19 protein-coding genes and 1 pseudogene are annotated in these 20,767 nt (G+C 55.1%); 7 read left to right on the top strand and 13 right to left on the bottom strand.

All coding sequences use genetic code 11. The annotated features are described in order from the left end of the window. Nucleotides 1-11 precede the first annotated feature (11 nt). Nucleotides 12-1,184, top strand: coding sequence for a murein transglycosylase A (locus ACK4IR_RS01355; protein WP_409871572.1), 1,173 nt, complete (start codon nucleotides 12-14; stop codon nucleotides 1,182-1,184). 4 nt (nucleotides 1,185-1,188) lie between these two features. Here ACK4IR_RS01355 and ACK4IR_RS01350 read toward each other — a convergent pair whose 3' ends face one another. Genes ACK4IR_RS01350 through ACK4IR_RS01340 form a run of 3 tightly spaced genes read right to left on the bottom strand, consistent with a single transcriptional unit; the run spans nucleotide 1,189 to nucleotide 3,666 of the window. Then, entirely contained in the window at nucleotides 1,189-2,238 is a 1,050-nt protein-coding gene (locus ACK4IR_RS01350) for a zinc-dependent alcohol dehydrogenase (protein WP_409871569.1), read from the bottom strand. Nucleotides 2,239-2,257: 19 nt separating this feature from the next. Then, nucleotides 2,258-3,376 (bottom strand): phospho-N-acetylmuramoyl-pentapeptide-transferase, encoded by a 1,119-nt coding sequence (gene mraY, locus ACK4IR_RS01345; protein ID WP_409871715.1) that lies wholly within the window; start codon nucleotides 3,374-3,376, stop codon nucleotides 2,258-2,260. A 44-nt stretch (nucleotides 3,377-3,420) separates the two neighbouring features. Continuing rightward, on the bottom strand, nucleotides 3,421-3,666 hold the full coding sequence (locus tag ACK4IR_RS01340) for a DUF3134 domain-containing protein (RefSeq protein ID WP_409871566.1): 246 nt from the start codon (nucleotides 3,664-3,666) through the stop codon (nucleotides 3,421-3,423). A 182-nt stretch (nucleotides 3,667-3,848) separates the two neighbouring features. On the opposite strand from ACK4IR_RS01340, the gene ACK4IR_RS01335 reads away from it, so the two are divergent. Next, entirely contained in the window at nucleotides 3,849-4,172 is a 324-nt protein-coding gene (locus tag ACK4IR_RS01335; protein WP_409871564.1) for a hypothetical protein, read from the top strand. Nucleotides 4,173-4,205: 33 nt separating this feature from the next. On the opposite strand, the gene metK is transcribed toward ACK4IR_RS01335, so the two are convergent. Then, nucleotides 4,206-5,456 (bottom strand): methionine adenosyltransferase, encoded by a 1,251-nt coding sequence (gene metK, locus ACK4IR_RS01330; protein WP_409871562.1) that lies wholly within the window; start codon nucleotides 5,454-5,456, stop codon nucleotides 4,206-4,208. Nucleotides 5,457-5,641: 185 nt separating this feature from the next. Here metK and ACK4IR_RS01325 point away from each other — a divergent pair. Further along, nucleotides 5,642-5,821 (top strand): annotated as a pseudogene (locus ACK4IR_RS01325) (heterodisulfide reductase-related iron-sulfur binding cluster); the annotation flags it as partial. Nucleotides 5,822-5,840: 19 nt separating this feature from the next. Here the strand turns inward: ACK4IR_RS01325 and ACK4IR_RS01320 are convergent. Then, entirely contained in the window at nucleotides 5,841-6,398 is a 558-nt protein-coding gene (locus ACK4IR_RS01320; protein ID WP_409871560.1) for a 5-formyltetrahydrofolate cyclo-ligase, read from the bottom strand. 76 nt (nucleotides 6,399-6,474) lie between these two features. On the opposite strand from ACK4IR_RS01320, the gene ureA reads away from it, so the two are divergent. The 4 genes from ureA to ACK4IR_RS01300 all read left to right on the top strand — a co-directional run bounded on the left by ureA (nucleotide 6,475) and on the right by ACK4IR_RS01300 (nucleotide 10,870). Continuing rightward, nucleotides 6,475-6,771: an urease subunit gamma gene (gene ureA, locus ACK4IR_RS01315; RefSeq protein ID WP_409871712.1), complete on the top strand. Its 297-nt coding sequence runs from the start codon at nucleotides 6,475-6,477 to the stop codon at nucleotides 6,769-6,771. A 169-nt stretch (nucleotides 6,772-6,940) separates the two neighbouring features. Next, nucleotides 6,941-8,239 (top strand): threonine synthase, encoded by a 1,299-nt coding sequence (gene thrC, locus ACK4IR_RS01310; protein WP_409871557.1) that lies wholly within the window; start codon nucleotides 6,941-6,943, stop codon nucleotides 8,237-8,239. A gap of 47 nt (nucleotides 8,240-8,286) precedes the next feature. Next, nucleotides 8,287-8,562: a MoaD/ThiS family protein gene (locus tag ACK4IR_RS01305; protein ID WP_181496404.1), complete on the top strand. Its 276-nt coding sequence runs from the start codon at nucleotides 8,287-8,289 to the stop codon at nucleotides 8,560-8,562. A 31-nt stretch (nucleotides 8,563-8,593) separates the two neighbouring features. Then, nucleotides 8,594-10,870, top strand: a complete 2,277-nt coding sequence (locus ACK4IR_RS01300; protein ID WP_409871554.1) for a DUF3488 and DUF4129 domain-containing transglutaminase family protein — start codon at nucleotides 8,594-8,596, stop codon at nucleotides 10,868-10,870. On the opposite strand, the gene ACK4IR_RS01295 is transcribed toward ACK4IR_RS01300, so the two are convergent. The 8 genes from ACK4IR_RS01295 to ACK4IR_RS01260 form a co-directional block, all read right to left on the bottom strand. Further along, on the bottom strand, nucleotides 10,867-12,207 hold the full coding sequence (locus tag ACK4IR_RS01295; protein ID WP_409871551.1) for a hemolysin family protein: 1,341 nt from the start codon (nucleotides 12,205-12,207) through the stop codon (nucleotides 10,867-10,869). The genes ACK4IR_RS01300 and ACK4IR_RS01295 overlap by 4 nt on opposite strands. 624 nt (nucleotides 12,208-12,831) lie before the next feature. Next, complete coding sequence (locus ACK4IR_RS01290; RefSeq protein ID WP_409871548.1) at nucleotides 12,832-14,010, bottom strand: glycosyltransferase; 1,179 nt, start codon at nucleotides 14,008-14,010, stop codon at nucleotides 12,832-12,834. Beyond that, nucleotides 14,010-15,056, bottom strand: a complete 1,047-nt coding sequence (gene rsgA / locus ACK4IR_RS01285) for a small ribosomal subunit biogenesis GTPase RsgA (RefSeq protein WP_409871545.1) — start codon at nucleotides 15,054-15,056, stop codon at nucleotides 14,010-14,012. Before rsgA ends, ACK4IR_RS01290 begins: the two co-directional genes overlap by 1 nt. Next, nucleotides 15,053-15,274: a sulfurtransferase TusA family protein gene (locus tag ACK4IR_RS01280; RefSeq protein ID WP_409871709.1), complete on the bottom strand. Its 222-nt coding sequence runs from the start codon at nucleotides 15,272-15,274 to the stop codon at nucleotides 15,053-15,055. Before ACK4IR_RS01280 ends, rsgA begins: the two co-directional genes overlap by 4 nt. 24 nt (nucleotides 15,275-15,298) lie before the next feature. Then, a complete protein-coding gene (locus ACK4IR_RS01275) occupies nucleotides 15,299-16,063 on the bottom strand; it encodes an alpha/beta hydrolase (protein ID WP_409871706.1) in 765 nt (254 codons plus the stop codon). Nucleotides 16,064-16,173: 110 nt separating this feature from the next. Further along, complete coding sequence (gene pflB, locus ACK4IR_RS01270; RefSeq protein WP_409871542.1) at nucleotides 16,174-18,432, bottom strand: formate C-acetyltransferase; 2,259 nt, start codon at nucleotides 18,430-18,432, stop codon at nucleotides 16,174-16,176. A 300-nt stretch (nucleotides 18,433-18,732) separates the two neighbouring features. Beyond that, nucleotides 18,733-19,770, bottom strand: a complete 1,038-nt coding sequence (gene dusB / locus ACK4IR_RS01265; RefSeq protein WP_409871540.1) for a tRNA dihydrouridine synthase DusB — start codon at nucleotides 19,768-19,770, stop codon at nucleotides 18,733-18,735. Between the two features lie 20 nt (nucleotides 19,771-19,790). Beyond that, nucleotides 19,791-20,747: a glycosyltransferase family 2 protein gene (locus ACK4IR_RS01260; protein ID WP_409871537.1), complete on the bottom strand. Its 957-nt coding sequence runs from the start codon at nucleotides 20,745-20,747 to the stop codon at nucleotides 19,791-19,793. Nucleotides 20,748-20,767: the final 20 nt, after the last annotated feature.

Here is a 20,767-nt window from a genome sequence, read left to right as displayed (position 1 = left end):
CGTCTATGGCTATGGCGGGTTTATTCGCAGGAGGGATTCAGGGGGTCGTGATCCTCGCAACGAGCGCGATCGCCACAGCACCAACGGTTGCTCCCCTCATCCGCCCTAGCCAACTCCCGCCCACAGTTGCCCTAGATACGGTGCTCTGGCAGTCCTCCCAAGAGCGAGCACGACTGCTGCAAGCGATTGACCACAGTTTGCGCTACCTGCGCAGTGATAAAGCACGCCGGGACTATGCCGCCTATACGGCTCCCGGTCAACCGGGTACCGCCCTTGGGTCGAATCTCCATCAGCGGGTGATCCGTTCCCTTGAGCGCTTTCGCCACCTCGTCCAAACCCATCGCTCCGCCACAGCCCTCCAAGCAGCCGTCAAACGGGAATTTGTGTTTTACCAGTCCATCGGGGCGGATGGTCAAGGGCAAGTAGTTTTTACGGGTTATTATGCCCCCACCTACCGCGCCAGCTTAGTGCCCACCCCAGAATACCGCTATCCTCTCTTTCGGCGTCCCCCCGATTTTGAGCAGTGGCCGCAGCCCCATCCCACCCGTTTGGAACTGGAGGGAGCCGATGGGCAGCAGTGGCGTAATGGCCCTTTGCGGGGTCTGGAACTGGTCTATTTGCGCGATCGCCTAGAGGCCTTTCTCGTTCATGTCCAAGGCTCGGCGGAGCTGCAATTGCCCGACGGTCGCCGCTTTACCGTGGGCTATGCCGGCAAAACCCATCACCCCTACACCAGTATCGGCCAAGAACTGATTCGCGAGGGCAAAATTGCCCGCGAGGAACTGACCTTGCCGCGTCTGATTGCCTACTTTAGGGCCAATCCTGGGGAGCTGGATCGCTATTTGCCTCGCAATGCCAGCTTTGTCTTTTTTGAACCCACCCAAGGGCGCCCTCCCCTGGGGAGCCTCTCTACGCCGGTCACCCCAGAGCGATCGATCGCCACCGATAGATCCCTGATGCCACCGGGGGCGTTGGCGGTCATCCACACTCAACTTCCCTTTCACATCCGAGGACAATGGCGGTCAATCCCCGTCAGCCGTTTTGTTTTAGATCAGGATACCGGCAGTGCCATTCGCGGACCGGGGCGTGTGGATATTTTCATGGGCACGGGAGATGGAGCCAAGGGGCGGGCGGGTCTCATCAATACGCCGGGGCAATTGTACTACTTACTGCTGCGGGAATGACTCCCTAGGGCTGCAGCGCTACTTTAATCACTTGGCGTGCCTTCATGGCTTGGAGGACGTTTTCAATCTCCCCTAGGGGGGCTTGGCCACTGATGAGCTGCTCAAGGGGGAGGGTGCCACGGGCAATCAACTGTAGGGCTTGCCGGACAAATGCCGGCGTGTTGTGAAATACCCCCTTGAGGGTGAGTTCTTCGTAGTGCAGGCGCTCGGTATCCACGCGGATCGAGGTGTCGCGGGGGCAGCCGCCAAAAAGGTTAATCGTGGCACCGGGGCGACCACAGGCAATGGCGGTTTCCCAGACTGCAGGAAGCCCCGTGGCTTCAATGACAATATCGGCGCCCCGTCCTTCCGTCCAGTCCTTGACGACGGCGGGAATATCGCTGCAGCCGTGATGATTAACGGTTTGCTCGGCCCCAAAGGTGCGGGCGATCGCCAACCGCCGCTCGGATCCGCCGAAGGCGAAAACCCGTGCCCCCTGTTGAGCCAAAACCCCAACAAACATCAGGCCAATGGCACCATCCCCCAGCACCACAATTTGCGGTGGACTCGGCCACGTCTCAACCATGGCGGGGTCAAAGCCGCAGCGGGCCACCCCGTGGAGGACACAGGCAAGGGGTTCGGTAAGCGCCGCCAAGGCAAAGGAGACAGACTCTGGAATGGGCAGCAAATTCTGGCGGACAATACTGGCGGGAATTTTGAGGTACTCGGCAAACGCGCCGTTGTTGAACTCTAGATGAGGACAGAGGGAAAAGGCCTGCCGCTGACAGTAAAAACACCGACCACAGGGGGCAGAATTATTGGCCACCACGCGATCGCCCACCCGCCAGCCTGTCACCCCTGCTCCTAGAGCGACAATTTCCCCCGCTGCTTCATGGCCAAAGAGAATGGGTGGCGTGAGCATCCGCGCATGCCCACCGCGCCGCCATACCTTCAGATCGGTGCCACAGGTGGTGGCCGCCTGCACGCGAATCACCACTTCCCCCGGTTCCGGTGTGGGATCGGCAACGGTTTCGATGCGCACGTCTTCTTTGCCGTAGAGTACTGCTGCTTTCATTGCCCTTCCCCCTATCGGCTTAGGCCAGCCATTTCAGGAGGCCACAGAGCAGTCCTAAGAGGGCAGCTATGCCATAGAACGTACCGACCACCTGCAGTTCTGACCAGCCCCCCAATTCAAAGTGATGGTGCAAAGGCGCCATGCGCAGCAGCCGTTTGCCCACCCCGTCGGGGCCTTTGGTGGCCTTGTAGTAGAGCACTTGAGCAATCACCGACAGGGATTCCACAAAAAAAAGACCGCTGACAATAAACAGTTCCCAGAGCTGGTGACCGGCCAAGCCAATGCCGGCAAGGAGGGCGCCAAGAGCCAAGGAACCCGTATCCCCCATGAACACCCGCGCCGGATGGTGATTGTGCCAAAGGAAGCCTCCACAAGCACCACTCATGGCCGCTGCCAAAATTTGCAAATCGGGATGGGGAGTCAACACCATTCCTAAAGCCAACAGGGCGATCGCCGCCGTGCCGGCCGCCAGCCCATCGAGACCATCGGTGAGATTCAAGGCATTCCCTTCCGCCATGGGCACAAAAATGGCCAGGGGGATAAATGCCAGGCCAAGGGGCCAAACCCACCCCCAAGGAGCAGTCACTACCGTTGCCGTGGGATCACTGACCACCAGCCAAGCACAAAAAAGAGCCGCCCCCATGCCCTCAAGAACGAGCCGCAGCCGCGCCGATAATCCTTTGTTGGATTGGCGCCGCAGAACTTGCCAGTCGTCCCACCAACCGATGGCGGCGTACCACAGAACAAGGAGGGCGATCGCCCCCACCGTTGCCGATAGATGCCCTTGGGCAACCGCCGTCCACAGGAGCGACAGACCTAACCCCGTGGGCACAAAAAAGATGCCCCCCATCGTCGGTGTACCCGACTTTTTCAGGTGAGATTGCGGGCCCTCTTCGCGAATGATTTGCCCGGTTTTCAGCCGCTGCAGCATGGGTACCATGGCCATCCCTAAAATGGCAACGACAGCAAAACTCACCAACCAAGGCACCGTTAAGGTTTGCAACGGCTGCTGCCAATGATCTTTTAGGGTATCGTAGGCACCAGCGCTAGCCAGTAAACCAACACTGAGAAGCCAAAAGAGTCGCTGCCCTGTTAGCCAAGTGGGCTTGGCCGGCGCAGTAGTGTTAGGGTAGGGCATGGGAATATCCAGCACGTCACTCCGATAATAGGGGCATCCGTGCGCTACTCCTCAAGCCCTAAATCATCTTCTTCGTCGTAATCGCCCAAGGAGTCACCCACAAATTCCTCAATTTCACCCATATCATCTAGGGCGCTATCTAGAAGGGGGTCTGCCTCATTGCCATCGCGGGCAATCAACCGGCCCGTTTGCTGTAACCATTCCAAAATGGAGCAATCCGAACGCCCCGCAGCGGTTAAGTTCTTTTGGGAAATGGGTTCTTCGTACAAAGAGGGGTTGTATAGGGTCATAGGGCTAGGGTGAACAGTGTTGTTATAGTCCAATCTTTTTAGTGTAACGTTTGCCTCTAGGAATGTAAATCTTCATCCTGGGGCGATCGCTTAAAGTGGCACATTGTTTGGAACCTGCTTAGACTAGAGGAGTCACTAAAAAGTGGGCATTGGAAGTTTTTCCTACACGAGGGATAAAAAGTATGTCTTTACTACAAAAATCCTCCATAACCTGCGCTGTTTTGAGTGTTGTCTCCCTCGACGGGGGGGCGATCGCTGCTCCCTATCCTCCAGAAGTGGTTTCCCGATTTACCAGTGAATGTACGACTGCCCTGCAAGAGCAGGTGCCACAAATGGCGCAATACGGTAATGCTTACTGTACCTGTGTAATCAATGAACTGCAATCCTCACTGACCTTGGCAGAATTTCAGGCGATCGGTGAAAATGTACAGACCAACGTGACCCCAGAAGTGCGCCAGATGCTCACGAACACGGCACAAACCTGCCTGCAACGAGTCATCCAATAAGTGAAGGGGGGAGCAATCCCCCCCAATATTTTCTTAGACTGCGCTTAGAAACTGAGCGGCAGCCGCTTGCAGATCAGGAACCTTATCGAGTTTTTCCCAGGGTAGGTCGAGATCATTGCGGCCAAAATGGCCATAGGCAGCCACCTCTTGGTAAAAGCGACCACCACGATCTTGGGGCAAGTGACGCAGACCAAAGGTTTGGATAATGGCAGCAGGGCGCAGATCAAAGTGGGTTTTAATCAACGCCAGTAATTGCTCCGGAGCCAGTTTACCTGTGCCAAAGGTGTCCACAAAGAGGCTCACGGGGCGAGCAACGCCAATGGCATAGCTAATCTGTAGCTCGCATTTGTCGGCTAGGCCTGCGGCAACGATGTTTTTGGTGATGTAACGCGCCATGTAGGCGGCACTGCGATCCACCTTGGTGGGATCTTTCCCAGAAAAGGCACCGCCGCCGTGGCGAGCATAGCCCCCGTAGGTATCCACAACGAGTTTACGTCCCGTGAGTCCCGAATCCCCTTGGGGGCCACCAATCACAAATTTGCCCGTGGGATTGACGAGAAAACGAGTCTTGTCATCGGGTTTGATCGCCAGATCTGCAAAAACAGGGTTGACGACTGCTTCCCATAGATCGGCTTTGATCTTTTCTTGAACAGCAGCTTCGTCGCTAATGTCACCAATGGTGGCCGTATGTTGGGTGGAAATCAGAATCGTATCAATGCCCACGGGTTTACCATCTTCGTAGATGACGGTGACTTGGGTCTTGCCATCAGGACGCAAGTAAGGGAGTTGACCGGTTTTGCGCACAGCCGCCAACCGTCGTGCCATACGGTGAGCCAAGCTGATCGGCAGGGGCATATACTCAGGGGTTTCATTGCAGGCATAGCCAAACATAATGCCCTGATCGCCCGCACCAACGCGATCCAATTCGGCATCACTCAGGTGTTCGCGTGCTTCTTGGGCGGTGTCCACCCCTCGGGCAATATCGGGGGATTGCTCATCTAGGGCAACGATGACGGCACAGCTATTGGCGGCAAAGCCATTTTCAGCGTCGGTGTAGCCAATTTCACGGATTTTCTGCCGTGCTAGGTTGACGTAGTTAACCTGTGCTTTGGTGGTAATTTCCCCAGTAATCAGCACAAGACCCGTATTCACCACGACCTCAGCGGCAACGCGACTCTGGGGGTCTTGGCTGAGCAGAGCATCCAGAATGGCATCGGCAATTTGGTCGCAAATCTTATCGGGGTGACCTTCGGTGACAGACTCCGAACTAAATAAGTAACGCAAGATAGCACTCCTATAGCATGGGTTGTTGAAAGAACTGCAAGAAATTGGCTTGTGGTAACACAGAGCTTTTGACTAAAAGACAAGGACTGGTTTCTAAATCCTAGGATTATACCTGAGCAGCGGGACACACGAGTAAACCTGAGGATTGGCTAGACTAAGGGCAGATTCTAGGCTTTTCAAGGTGCATGTCTGCTTTACGCTATGCCTATTATCCCGGTTGTGTGGCTCAGGGCGCCTGTCGGGAACTAGACCTCTCAACGCGGGCGATCGCCCCCCTGTTGAATATAGAGCTTGTGGAACTGAAGAAGGCCAGTTGTTGTGGCTCAGGCACATTTAAGGAAAATTCTTGGCTACTGGAAGATACCGCAGCCGGTGTTAGCAAAACTAGGGCTTTAGTATCAAGATTCCGACTTCAGTGCAGATAGCTTGCAGGGGCTGATCCCACGGATCACGGGGCAGTTCTTCTACAACTGCTACTTCAAAGACAATTCCCCAGCGACATACGTGCTGCCAGTCGGGGTGGGCAAAGAGGCGATCGAAAAAACCGGCTCCATAGCCGAGACGATACCCTTGGCGATCGCAGGCGACGGCAGGCACCAAGCACAGATCAACACGCGACGGTTCAATCAGGGGTGCCTCAGAAGGAGGTTGCCAAATGCCATAGCGACCTTGCTGGAGGGCATCTGCGTTGCCGTCAAAACAATGCCACTGCAACTCTTGACCCACGACACGGGGCAACCCCCACTGTTTTGGCAGTGACCAGAGCGAGCGCAAATCCGGTTCCCGCCGATGGGGGACGTAGGTCAACACCGTAGTTGCCTGTTGAAACTGGGGATGATTGAGCACGTGCCGACAAATGCGCCGACTGCGGTCTTGCCACTCGCGATCGCTCAAGTGCTGCCGCCATTCAATATAGTGTTGTCGCAGTCTGACTTTATCCATCATTGATTTTCTGGGCACCAAAGCCAGAAGTTAAGATAGAGGCCAAAGCAAGTGTTTAGCCCTAGGAACAACGCAACTGTCTCCTCAAGAAAAAGACAAGCTCCTGATTTTTACCGCCGCTCTTGGGGCCGAACGTCGTAAAGAACGGGGTCTCAAGCTCAATTATCCCGAAGCGGTGGCCTGTATTTCTGCTGCCATTTTGGAAGGGGCGCGAGAGGGGCGCACGGTTGCTGATTTGATGCACAATGGCACAACGCTGCTCAGCCGTGACGATGTCATGGAGGGGGTGCCGGAAATGCTCACAGAAGTAGAAGTCGAGGCAACATTTCCCGATGGCACCAAGCTGGTGACGGTGCATATGCCTATTCGCTGAAGTCTGAAAAAGCCACAGGATAGCGCCAACCGATGACTAGCACCACATCCCCAACGGGAAGAATTTTTGGGGTCATTCAAATCCCGATAAAAATAGTCGGATATATTTGACAGGGCGATCGCCCCCTGCTAGGATGGTCAACAACTTGTCTGAGGCAGGCTTAAGACCCATGACCGCAACGTTGACCTCTACCACCGAAACCGCCTATTTTACCCACCTCAAGTGCAAAGAGTGTGGTGCCGAGTACGAACCCCAAGCGATTCACGTCTGCGAATACTGTTTTGGTCCGCTTGAGGTGAAATACGATCTCAACCGATTGGCGGCAGCCGTAACGCGCAGCACCATTGAGGCGGGACCGAAGTCCATTTGGCGCTACCGTCCCTTTTTGCCCGTGACCTCGGTCAACCCTATTGATGTGGGCACAGGGATGACTCCTCTGGTCAAAGCCCAGCGGCTGGCGCGGCGCCTTGGACTCAAGCAGCTGTACATCAAAAACGATGCGGTGAATATGCCCACCCTTAGCTTTAAGGATCGGGTGGTGTCGGTGGCGTTGACGCGGGCGCGGGAATTGGGTTTTACAACGGTCTCCTGTGCCAGTACTGGCAATTTGGCGAATTCAACGGCGGCGATCGCAGCCCACGCCGGCTTAGATTGCTGCGTTTTTATTCCGGCGGATCTGGAAGCGGGCAAGGTCTTGGGCACGCTCATCTATGGACCAACGGTGATGGCCGTGGAGGGCAACTACGACCAAGTCAATCGCCTGTGCTCAGAAGTGGCGAATACCCACGGCTGGGGATTTGTCAATATCAATTTGCGCCCCTACTACTCGGAAGGGTCAAAGACGCTTGGTTATGAGGTGATTGAACAGTTGGGCTGGCAGCTTCCCGACCACATTGTGGCTCCCTTGGCCTCCGGCTCTTTGTTCACGAAAATCTACAAAGGCTTCCGCGAATTTGTGGAAGTGGGTCTGGTGGCCGACAAACCCGTGCGCTGTAGTGGTGCCCAAGCAGCGGGCTGCTCTCCCATTGCCCAAGCCTATGCCGAAGGGCGGGACTTTGTGGCACCGGTGAAGCCCAGCACCATTGCCAAATCCATTGCCATTGGTAACCCTGCTGATGGCGTTTATGCCTTGGATATTGCCCGCAAAACCAATGGGGCGATCGCGGCAGCCACCGATGAAGAAATTGTGGCGGGGATCAAGCTGCTGGCAGAAACAGAGGGAATTTTCACCGAAACCGCTGGCGGCACGACGATTGCCGTTCTCAAAAAGCTGGTGGAGGCAGGCACAATTGACCCGGAAGAGGTGACGGTTGTCTATATCACGGGCAATGGTCTAAAAACTCAAGAGGCAGTGCAAAATGACATTGGCCAACCCCTGACAATTGAACCCAAGTTGGCCAGCTTCGAGCGCGCCTTGGAGCGATCGCGCACCCTTGAACGGTTGGATTGGCAACCGGTATTGGTTTAGGTTTTTCTTGCTCTTGTGTGAAATTGATGGATGGTTGGTGAAGGTCTATGGCTGTTACCGTATTGATTCCGACTCCCTTGCAAAAACTCACCCGCGATCAAGCGACGGTGGAGTGTCAAGCCCAATCGATTGCTGAGCTTCTGGAAAAGCTAGAGCAGGACTGCCCCGGCATCAAAGGGCGGCTCTGTGATGAAAATGGCCAACTGCGGCGATTTGTGAATTTCTACGTCAACAATGAGGACATTCGTTTCCTCAACGGCCTGGAAACCCCCCTCAAAGATGGGGATGAGGTGAGCATCATTCCGGCGATCGCGGGCGGCTGAGGTTCAGAGCACTGTTTGCCGCTACCGTCCGATGGTTCCCTCTTGGTTGCAACCCCTTGCCAATTCACCGATGCTGGCTCCCGCCAAAGAGGTGGAGGATTCCCTGCTGCTGCGTCTTGGCGTTTTGGGCATGGTGATTGTCGGCCTGGTGGCAACGGACGTGGCGGCAGAGACTGCCAATAGTCTTTGGGCAGTTCCCCTCTCCATTGCGGGCTTTGGTTGGAGTTGGTGGGCCCGGCGGCAGAGAAATGTTGTGGCGAAGCTGGCGATCGCCGTTGGAATGTTGACGGCATTGGCTTTCTTTTTGGGGCGGTTGGCGACCTTCAGCCAAGATTCACGGATCCTGTTGACCGAACTCTTGATTCAACTGCAGGTGCTCCACAGTTTTGACCTGCCCCGCCGTAAGGATTTGGGCTACTCGATGGTGATTGCCCTGATTTTAATCAGTGTCGCCGCCACCCTTAGCCAAACCATGGCCTTTGGCGTGTTTCTTTTGATCTTTTTGGCGATCGCCCTCCCGGTACTTGTTCTCGACTACCGCTCACGCCTTGGCTTGCTCTCCACCACACTGACATCCCTGCGCTTTCCCTGGCGGCAATGGGTGGGACTGTTTGCCCTGATTCTCGGCTTGGGGATGGTGGTCTTTGTACTGCTGCCGCGTTTCCCCGGCTATCAGATTCGCACCTTGCCGGTCAGTGCGGATATTCAGGTGGAGGGCACCTTTGATCAGGCGCGGGTAATTAACCGGGGCTTTATTCGCGGGCAGGGGCAGTCTAGGGTTGGTGACGCGCTGGCCAATCAAACCTTTGGAGAGAACGTTAGCGATCGCCCCGCTGAGACCTTTGACAGCAATTTTTACTACGGGTTTAACAGTGAAATTGATCAGACCTTTGGCCTGCCCATGATGCCACGGGAACTGATGCGGGTGCGATCGCAAGCTCCCGGTTTTTGGCGGGTTCTTGCCTTTGACAAATATACAGGGCGCGGTTGGCGCATTAGTCGCAATGAGGAGGCAGAGATCCTGCAGCGCTCTTCTTGGAGTTTTCGCTATCTACTGCCGCAACAACTCTCCCAAATGCCGACGCGGGAAGTGATTCAGACCTACACCATTGTTTCTGAGTTCAGTAACCTGATTCCCCACCTCTACGACCCCCGCGAACTCTATTTCCCAACCCGTGAAATTGCCCGCGATCCTGATGGGGGTCTGCGGGCGCCGGTGCCTTTGCCGCAGGGGTTAACCTATTCAGTGATTTCCCAAGTGCCCGTGCGCGATCGCTCTTTGTTGCGCAAAGCACCCAAAATTAATTATTCCCTCGGCTATCAGCAGTACCTAGAGGTGCCTAGCAATCTGAAACCGCAACTGCAAGCGCTGGCTAAAGACCTCCTTGCCAAAGCCGATCGCCCGATTCCTGAACCCTACGAGCAGGCTCTCTACCTCACCCAAGCTCTCAAGCAATCCTATGCCCTGAAAACCGATATTCCTGAACTGGGCAAAGATCAAGATTTGGTCGCAGCCTTTCTCTTTGAGTGGCGGGGGGGCTATCCCGATCACTTTTCCAGTGCCCTGACGCTGCTGTTGCGCAGTATCGGCATTCCCACCCGCTTGGTCACCGGTTTGGGCACAGGGGAATTTAACCCCTTTACGGGCTTATACGTGGTTCGCAACACCGATGCCTATGCTTTAGCAGAAGCCTACTTCCCCAACCTGGGCTGGTTTCTCTTCGACCCAATTCCCGGCCATGATCTCTATCCTCAAACCCTAGAGGTGGATCAGACCTTTAGCGTCCTACAGCAGTTTTGGCAGTGGGTCACCGGCTGGTTGCCCACCCCAGTTACGGGATTCTTGGGTACCCTCTTTGCCACCCTCGAAACCGCTTTGCAAAAATTCGTTGATCTGTTTAGTCAGGGGCTAGGGGGCATTGTCCAAGGGATTCTCATCCTCTTTGGTGGCGTCATCCTTGTCTGGGGACTGTGGCATGCCCTCCATACATGGCGATACCGGCAACGCCTGCAAAAACTACCGCCGATCCCCCGCCTTTATGTGCAAATGCTCGATAGTCTGGCACAGCAGGGATTGCCCAAGCGACCCAATCAAACCCCTTGGGAATACGCGCGATCGCTGCAAACCTGTGGCCGTCTGGATACCATCAGCCAACGTGCCATGGAAACCTTGACACAAGGCTATGTCGCTTGGCGCTATGGCGGTGAGCACCCCCCCTTGACCCCCTTGAAGCGCGCCTTGAATCAACTGCGACAACAGCGCTGGCGATCGCTGCAACGCACGCTAGCAGATCTGCGCCGTCGCTAATCTTTTTCCTTGGTGTGGGTCTCATCGGCAAGGGCATCATCACTCACCAGTTCGGTCACCAGCACCTTATCCACACGGTTGCCATCCATATCCACCACTTCAAAGCGTAGGCCATCGGTTTCAATGTAGTCTCCCGACTGGGGAATGCGACCAAAAAGGGTAATGATTAGCCCGCCGAGAGTGTGGTAGTTAGCAGTGTCTTCCTCAGGTAAACTTTCTCGCCGCAGCAATTCCTTGAGTTCATAGGTGGAAAGCAGACCATCCAACAGCCAAGAGCCATCCTCCCGCTGAATAATTTCTGGTTCTTCGCCTTCCTTATGGCGCAGCGTGCCAATAATCGCCTCTGTGAGATCGTTGAGGGTTACCAGCCCTTCAATCCCCCCATACTCATCGGTAATCAGAGCCATGTGCTGACTCGACTGGCGAAAGAGTTCAAGGACATCGAGTGCCGGTAGACCTTCAGGGACAAACAGCGCTGGTTGCAAAAGCTGGCGGAGATCAATGGGTTGCTGCGTTAAGCGGGCAGCTAAAAAGTCCTTGGCAGAAATAATCCCCAAGCAGTGATCAATGGTTTCTTCGGCAACAGGAAACCGCGAATGGGAGCTGGCCAGAATCTCGGCTTCAATTTCTTCAAGGGGGGATTCAATGTCCAGCCAGACAATATCGGTGCGGGGGGTCATGATGGACTGAATCGGGCGATCGCCGAGGTTGAAAATTCGCGCCACCATGTCCTGCTCGGCCACTTCAAAGAGACCCGCCTGTGCCCCTTGTTCAATCAGAACTTTGATTTCATCCTCCGTCACCGTTTGCTCGGCGGTGGTGGCAATGCCCAATACTTGCAGGATGGTATCTGTGGAAACGCTTAATAAATGCACAACCGGCGCTGCTAATTTTGTCAGCCATGTCATGGGTTTGGCAATGTTGCAGGCAATCGCCTCCGGGTACGTCATGGCAATCCGCTTGGGCACCAGTTCGCCAATCACAAGGGAAAGATACGTAATCCCCGTAACCACAATGGCGATACTCAGGGGCTGGCTGTATTGACCCAACCAAGGTAGGGAGCTGAGGGCAACCTGTAACCGCTGAGCAAGGGTGGCACCCCCCACAGCACCACTGAGAATGCCAATCAGGGTAATGCCAATTTGTACAGCCGAAAGAAAATTATTGGGGGAGTTGGCGAGTTTCAGTGCTGCCTTCGCTTTGCGTTTACCCCGTTTTGCCAGTTGCTCGAGACGGACTTTGCGGGCGGAGACCACTGCGATTTCAGCACCGGCAAAAATGCCATTGGCGATGATCAACAGGAGAATCAGTAAAATTTCTGAGGCAGCAGCAGACATTGCGGCGATTCTTCTAGGGAGCACCCCAGAGGTACGGTTGTATTCGGCGGCGTGGGTCGTCAGGCTTATTCAAGAGACTGCTCCTTTACTGCCGAGGTTGTTTCCATGATGCTGAATAAATTTTTCCTCTGCCAGTGGGATTGACCTGTTGGGGGGATGTGATTCCGTCATTAAGCAGTTGTGGCTGTTTTGAAGGGGTTTATCCTTAGGGAAAAGGGCTGTATAGCAGTCAGGATACTGGAATCTGAGAGACTCTACAAGGGGGAGAGGGGCACCCAGGGAATCCTAGAATAGACGTGATGTTTCCCTAGCCAGCCAATGCACGAGCGGCTTCAACGCTTCTTTACCCTAGGGGCGATCGCCAGCGTCACCTCAAAGAAGCCGGCGTAGATGAAGTCATTTCCAGTCAGGACTATAGTTCCGGCATTCTTGCTCAAAGTGCTCTCTTTCGCCAAATGTCCGAGGTCTATCGCCAAGTCCTGACCTACTCTGACCACACCAATGAGTTTTACTTTATTGAATTGAGCCGGGGCACTATCCCACCACCCTCTATGGCCCTCGTCCCACGGACTTTCAGGCACTTGACTCCAGTGACACGCTGATTGTCATGGCCTATCGCCCGATCTATGACTTGCGCGGATAAATCCGTCCTTTCCAGGCACCCCCCCGACCTTGCCAGTGGCGACGGGCAGAATCCAAGGTCATCAGGGTATAGAGGAAGGCAATGACAGGCAGGGTCAGCGCCCAAGCACCGTTGAGGCCATAGAAACGAACCGTTGGCGCGTAGGCGATCGCCATCAAGCCCCACACCAGTCCTGCCAGTGCCGCCAGCGGTAACAATCCCCCGCTCAGCCCGACAGCGAGGGCAAGGGGAGGCCACAAATACACCAGTGTCATGCCAATCACGGTTCCCACGAGCAGGAGGGGTGAATAGGACAACTGCGTATAGGCGGTGCGAGCCACCATCTGCCAAATACTGTTGAGACTGTTGTAGGCGCGTAAACTCACCGTTGTGGGGGTTAGCCCCAACCAGAGGCGGTAGCCGGCTCGCTTCACAGCAGCAGCCAAGGAACAATCATCAATCAGGGCATCGCGAATACAGGCAATGCCGCCGATCTTGGCCAGCGCCCCAGGATCAATCAAAATACAACCGCCGGCGGCGGCTGCCGTTGACCGCTTGGGATCGTTGACCCAGCGGAAGGGATAGAGCTTGGCAAAGAAAAAGACAAAGGCGGGAATGAGTAATTTTTCCCAGACACTTTGGCAGCGCAGTTTCACCATTAGGGAGACAAGGGCGCACTGTTGCTGACGGGCATGGGCGACCAATTGCCGTAAATTTTGTGGATCGTGGGCAATATCGGCATCCGTAAGCAGCAGGTAGTCGGGATGAAATGCACAGGCAGCGGCAATGCCTTGGGACAGCGCCCAGAGTTTCCCGGACCAGCCGCGGGGGAGGGGTGTGCCCTCGATAACCGTCAGGCGATCGCCCTTGCCCAATTCAAGGGCCGTTTGGCGCGCAATCTCCCCTGTACCATCCTCACTTTGATCGTCCACGACGATTAGGTGCAGGGTTCCAGGATAGTCCTGTTCTAGGAGCGATCGCACACTGGCACCAATCACCGCCGCCTCATTGCGGGCCGGAACCACGGCAACAACCCTTGGCCAAGTCCTGAGGTCTCCGCCTTGGAGTCGTTGATCCATGCGCCAAAACTGTCCCCAAAAGAGCAGGAGTACCAGCCAGATGAGGAGGGAAAGAGCGGTTACACCCCACAGGAGGAGGGTCAATACGGGGGGCATCGTCATCACAATTCACTATCGAGAACTTCTTCGGCCATAGGATTGAGATGTTGGTGCTGCTGCCGTCGCGATCGGCGGCGATATTTTTTCGGATCCAAGAGGGGTTCAAGGCGCGGCTGACCTTGGCTGTCACTCTTGACCTTCACGCGGGGCAGATTTCCCAAGAATGGCTCTGGACTAGTCAAGGCTTCAAGCTCATGTAAATACTCAAGGTAGAGAGGGTAGCGCTCCCAATCACCGCGTACACAGCAGCCCGGCTCCTGGTCGTGGCAACAGTTATCAAAAAGGCACCGATCCTTGCTCAGCCGTTGGCGAATCTCCGGAAACGCCGCCGCCAGTTGCTGGGGGTCGGGGGGCAGTTCGGGCTGGTTAAAGCCCGGTGTATCGGCAATCCAGCCCCCCTGCAGTAGGGGAAACAGTTCCACATGGCGAGTGGTGTGCCGCCCGCGGTGCCAATGATCGGAGACCGCACCGATGCGAATCTCCTCGCGGGGTGTAAGATGGCGAATTAAGCTACTTTTGCCCACGCCCGACGGGCCACAGACAACGGTGATTTTGTGGGCTAACCGCGGTTGCAGACATTGCCAGTCATTCCCTACCGTGAGGCTAATAACATCACAGGCGTAGCCCCATTGATGCAGGCGATCGCGCCACTGTTGTTGCACTGGGAGCAACACTAAATCCGCTTTGGTGAAAACCACGTGAATCTGGACATTCAACCCCTCGGCAGTCAAGAGAAAGCGGCTGATTTGATGCACCTCGGCAGGGGGGTCGGCTAAAGCAAAGAGGAGGAAGATTTGATCCACATTGGCGATCGCCGGGCGTGGCAATTGATTGCGGCGGGGCAAAATCTCGGCGATCGCTCCCCGCTGTCCTGGCCAGTCGGGATGGGTCACCACGACCCAATCCCCCACACACACCTGCTGCCCCATCTTCTTGAGGCGGGCGCGGCGCACACAGAGTAACTCCTCAATGCCGTTGACGGCTTCCCGCAGGCGGACGCGGTAGTAATTGGCCTGGACGGCCCGCACCAAGCCCACCAGATCACTCATGCGGGACGCTGCACCTGAAGGGCAAAATAGTCCTGCCGTGGCTCAATCCCGAGAACATCATAGCCCGCCATCCGCAAACTATCGGGCACCTGCTCAATAGGTTCCCCCGCATCTAACCACACCTCAAGGGGCTGCCGGGGGGGCAACTGTTGCAGGCGCAGCTTGGTGCGCACAAAGTTCAAAGGACAGGGCGTTCCCCGTAGATCCAAGGTTTCCATGGCAAGGCGAGTAACCCACTGCAACTATCTTCCCAAAAAGGCGACCACCTTGGCGAATACCTGCGCTCGCTCCACATCAAGGGGCAGCAAGTGATCCGAATTCTCTAGCCGGTGCAATTCCTTGTGGGGGCTGCCCAGTTGTTCATAGATAATCTCGGCTCCTTGGGGATCTACAACGGTGTCACCACGGCTTTGGAGAATGAGTGTTGGCGTAGTAATTTGAGGCAATTCCTGCTCCACTTGGGCAATGAGGTCGAGGGCACTGCGTACGGCTTGGAGGTTAAAACTTTTGAAATAGCAGGCGGCTTCCGCTGCTTGGCGCAGGGCGCGATCGCGAATCGGCAAGTGCCGCCGCGGTAACCAGGGAATCCACGACCCAAGAGACTGCACAAGCTTCTCCGGAGCCACAGGGAAAAACCACGGCCGATAAATCCGCAAAAAGGGAGCAAGAAGCACCAAAGCCTCTACAGGATGGTGATGGGCAAGATGGAGGGCTAACGTTCCCCCTGTAGAAAAGCCGATCACCGCAACCCTTGGGTAGGTGTCTTGCATGGTCTGAAAAGTTGTGACAACGGCCTCATACCACTGCGGCCAGGTCGAGGCAGGCATGTAGGCACTGGGGCGATCGTGCCCCGGATAGAGGATGCCCTGAACCGTCCAACCTACCTCGTAGAGCACCTCTGCCAAAGGTTGCAGCTCATAGACCCCACCGCCCAAACCATGGAGCAGCAAACAGGCGCGATCGCCCTCGGCGTGGCCGTAGAAAAAGGGAAGATTAACAAGATTCACCAATGGACTAGCAAGCCATACGTTACTACCCTAAAAAATCTACCCCGATCGCCAGTGCAACCGAGGTAGAGGACGCGACGTTCACCTAGGCAGCAGTCCGCCTAGAGAGCCTAAAAGCGTTCATGGAACGTGCGGTTAATCACATCCAACTGTTGTTCACGGGTGAGTTTGACAAAGTTCACCGCATACCCAGATACCCGGATTGTGAGCTGCGGGTACAGCTCCGGATGATCCATGGCATCCAACAAGGTTTCACGGTTAAGCACGTTGACATTGAGGTGGAAGCCCTGATCGTGGATGTAGCCATCGAGGAGATTCACGAGGTTGCGGATTTGATCTTCCCGGGTCTTGCCAAGGGCAGCGGGGACGATGGAGAACGTGTTGGAGATGCCGTCTTGGGCATGGACGTAGGGCAACTTGGCCACGGACGCCAGTGAGGCGATCGCCCCTTTGGTATCGCGACCGTGCATGGGGTTGGCCCCCGGCGCAAAAGGTTCACCGGCTTTGCGGCCATCGGGAGTATTGCCCGTTTTCTTGCCGTAGACGACATTGGAGGTAATCGTCAGAATTGACTGCGTGGGCACCGCATTGCGGTAGGTTTTGTGTTTGCGGATTTCATTCATGAAGGTTTCCACCAGCCACACTGCAAGGCTATCCACGCGATCGTCGTTGTTGCCGTACTTCGGAAAGTCTCCCTTGATCTCGTAGTCCACCGCCAACCCATCGGCATTGCGGATCACTTTCACCTCGGCGTACTTAATGGCCGAGAGGGCATCTGCCACCACCGAGAGACCCGCCACCCCACAGGCCATCGTGCGGAAGACATCGCGATCGTGGAGGGCCATCTCCAGCCGCTCGTAGCAGTACTTATCGTGCATGTAGTGGATGATGTTGAGGGTATTTACATACACCTTCGCCAACCATGCCATCACCTGCTGAAAGCGTGGCAGCACCTCTTCCCACTTCAGCGTGTCACCCGTAATTGGCGCAAACATGGGTGCCACCTGCTCTCCGGAGACCTCATCCCGCCCGCCGTTAATCGCGTAGAGGAGGGCTTTGGCGAGGTTCACCCGTGCCCCAAAGAACTGCATTTGTTTCCCGACCCGCATGGCGGAGACGCAGCAGGCAATGGCATAGTCATCGCCCCAGTAGGGACGCATGAGGTCATCGTTTTCGTATTGGATGGAGCTGGTGTCAATGGAAACTTGGGCGCAGAAGCGTTTGAAGGCCTCGGGCAAGTTTTCCGACCACAGCACCGTTAGGTTCGGTTCTGGTGCAGGACCAAGGGTGTAGAGTGTATTCAGGATGCGGAAACTGGTTTTCGTCACCAAAGGCCGACCATCCAGACCCATGCCGGCAATAGATTCCGTCACCCACGTGGGATCGCCTGAGAAGAGTTCATTGTACTCCGGCGTCCGCAGAAAGCGCACTATCCGCAGTTTCATTACAAAGTGGTCAATCCACTCTTGGATGTCGGCCTCTGTGGCGGTGCCACGCTGCAAATCCCGTTCAAAGTAAATGTCGAGGAACGTGGAGACCCGCCCTAGGGACATGGCGGCGCCGTTTTGTTCTTTAACCGCCGCAAGATAGCCAAAATAGAGCCACTGCACCGCCTCTTGACCGTTGGCCGCCGGCCGCGAAATATCAAAGCCATAGCTAGCAGCCATTTCTTTGAGTTCATTAAGGGCTTTGATTTGCTCAGCAAGTTCTTCCCGCAGGCGGATGGTTTCTTCGTCCATGACATCCACTTCTAGGGAAGCCTGCTGTGCCTGTTTGTCGGCAATCAAGCGATCTACCCCATAGAGGGCGACGCGGCGATAGTCACCGATAATCCGACCCCGACCGTAGGCATCCGGCAGGCCGGTAATGATCCCGGATTTTCGGCAGCGGCGCATTTCAGGCGTATAGGCATCAAAGACGCCATCGTTGTGGGTTTTGCGATATTTCGTGAAGATTTCCTTCGTGCGCGGATCCAACTCATAGCCGTAGGCCTTGAGGGAGGTTTCCACCACGCGAATGCCGCCAAAGGGCATGATGGCTCGTTTCAGGGGCTTATCGGTTTGCAAACCCACGATTTGCTCCAAGTCCCGGTCAATGTAGCCCGGTGCGTGGGCGGTAATCGAAGAGGGGACACGGGTATCGGCATCAAGGACACCTTTTTGACGCTCTAGAGCCATCAGGTCGCGCACTTTTGCCCACAGTTGTTGGGTGCGATCGCTGGCCCCCACGAGGAAAGAACCATCGCCGGTGTAGGGCGTGTAGTTGCGCTGAATAAAGTCGCGCACATCAATGCGATCAACCCAATCACCACCCGTAAATCCTTCCCATGCCACTTCGGGCAATTCTGTTGTGTAGCGTGTGCAGTTCATAACAGGATTCCTCATTGAACGTGCAGCAATCCTTCGCGATCGCCCTTCACTGATTGCGATCGCGCTCTTTTACCCGCAAGAACCTACTAACTGCGATGTCGAAAACGGATGAAAAACTCTAAAACTGAAAAGCTTGGATCACTTGCAACCGTCAGATAACTCTCTTGTAGGTTAAGCCCCCTGTTTTTTGGTGCTTGCCCCTACACCCTCATTATACCTTGGGAATTCTAGGGGCAGATTTTGAGGAAGTTTTTATGAAATCTTTACAAAAATCAAGTTTTTTCTTATTTCTTAATTAGTTTAGGCGGCGATCGCCTCTCTTTCTGGGGTACTCTGCAAACGCTCAATTGCTGCATCGAGCAAGGCCAAGCCCGCCTCTAGGGTTTCAATCCGACAGAGTTCACTGCGCAGTTCTGCAGCATCGGCAAAGCCCTTGGCATACCAAGTCAAGTGTTTACGCGCTTGGCGGATTCCCCGCTCCCCCTTGTATTCCCAGAGGCCAATCAGGTGATCTCGAGCACATTGCAGACGCTCAACTACCGTTGGGGCAGGCCGCAGTTCGCCAGTTTTCAAAAAGTGATCAATTTCCCCCACCAAGAAGGGATAGCCCATCGTCCCCCGCGAGCACATCACCCCATCTGCCCCGGTCTGCTCTAGGCAGCGCACTGCCGCTTCCACCGAGAAAATATCGCCATTGGCAATGACGGGAATATTGACACGCTGCTTCACCCGCGCAATCCACTCCCAGCGCGCAGGGCCGTTAAAGCCTTGGGCACGAGTCCGCCCATGAACCGTAATCATTGCGGCGCCGGCATCTTCCATTGCTTTGGCAAAGTCAAGGATATTGATCTCCTGATCACTCCAGCCAATGCGGGTTTTGACCGTGACCGGCACAGGCACAGCTTCTGAGACGGTGCGCACAATTTTGGCTGCCAACTGCACATCCCGCAACAGTGAAGAACCACCCCCGTTCTTCGTGATTTTATTTACCGGACAGCCCATGTTGATGTCCACGGTGTCGGCACCCTCGGCCACCGCCTTTATGGCTGCTTCCGCTAGAAAATCAGGGCGGCAGTCAAAGAGCTGAATACTAATGGGGTGCTCATTGGCATCCACTTCCATAATGCGGGGTAGCGTTTTGAGGTAGTGCAACCCCGACGCACTCACCATCTCGGTGTACATCATGGAATCGGGTGCATAGCGGCGCACCAATCGCCGAAACACCAAGTCAGTCACCCCAGCCAACGGAGACTGCAACACCCGACTATTGACCGTTACCGAACCGATTCGCAGCGGCGTGGCTAAACGGGCTTTTAGCGCTGGAGACAGGGTTAACATACTCGCACCAAAGCGGAAGGCTATTCCTGAGATGCTTGCTCTCTATAGGCTGAATAGACCGCCCGCACATTGTACCAGTTTAAAAAGATGCGAGCGACTTCTAAGGCATCTTGGGGACGACCGATATTAATGAGCCATTTTAACAGGGGTGCTAGGGTTTTTTCATTGAGAATGCCGCCGAGGGAGAGGAGGGCCCACAGGAAATAGTGAAAGGGGGTCATTTGAATCATGAGCCTCACCTGCCAAGTCGGATGCTTTTTATAGAACAAGACCCCCATTTTCCCCCTTTCGATTTCTTTTTGGATCAGGGCAGGCACTTGACTGAGGGAAAAAGGAGGATGCCAGTGATAGCCCACAGCTTCAGGGCACTTCAGCAATCGTAAACCCAATTTCTTGAGGCGCACCCCGAGTTCTAAATCTTCCCAGCCGTAAAGCTGGAAGCGGGTATCGAATAGGCCTGCTTTTTCCAGCCAATGGCGGGCGATCGCCACATTCCCCGTGGCAAAATAAGCCGCCGAAAAATCGGTGACCTTATACGGCTCTGAGGTTGGTGCTTCAAAATTACAAGTATTAATCACACGACCATAGGAAAAAGCCGGAACTTGGGTAATATCCTCAATGCCAAGACGTTTTTTCTCTTTAGTTAAGCGCTTCACATGGGCCTCTAGGAAAGTTTCAGTCACCACTAAGTCACTATCAATAAAAACAATCCAGTCTCCCTTAGCTACTTGAAGCCCTAAGTTACGGGCAGCTGCAGGGCCAAGATGCGCCTGTTGCAACCACCGCACACAGGGAAATTCATCACGATGTACCTCAAGCCACTCGAGAGTGCTATCCGTGGAACCATCATCAACAATAATGACTTCATAGCCCTTGATGCCCAGCTCTGGATTCCACGTTTGACGGGCGATCGCTCGCACACACTTTTTGAGAATAGGCAAGCGATTATAGGTAGGAATCACAACACTAAAAAACATGGTCACTCCTAAAATGTAGC

Origin of the sequence: Thermosynechococcus sp. (genome assembly GCF_046299635.1) — a bacterium.
Classification (GTDB): Bacteria; Cyanobacteriota; Cyanobacteriia; order Thermosynechococcales; family Thermosynechococcaceae; genus Thermosynechococcus.
Note: the sequence above shows the minus strand (reverse complement) of the source record. Positions and strands in the feature narration are given on the sequence as shown.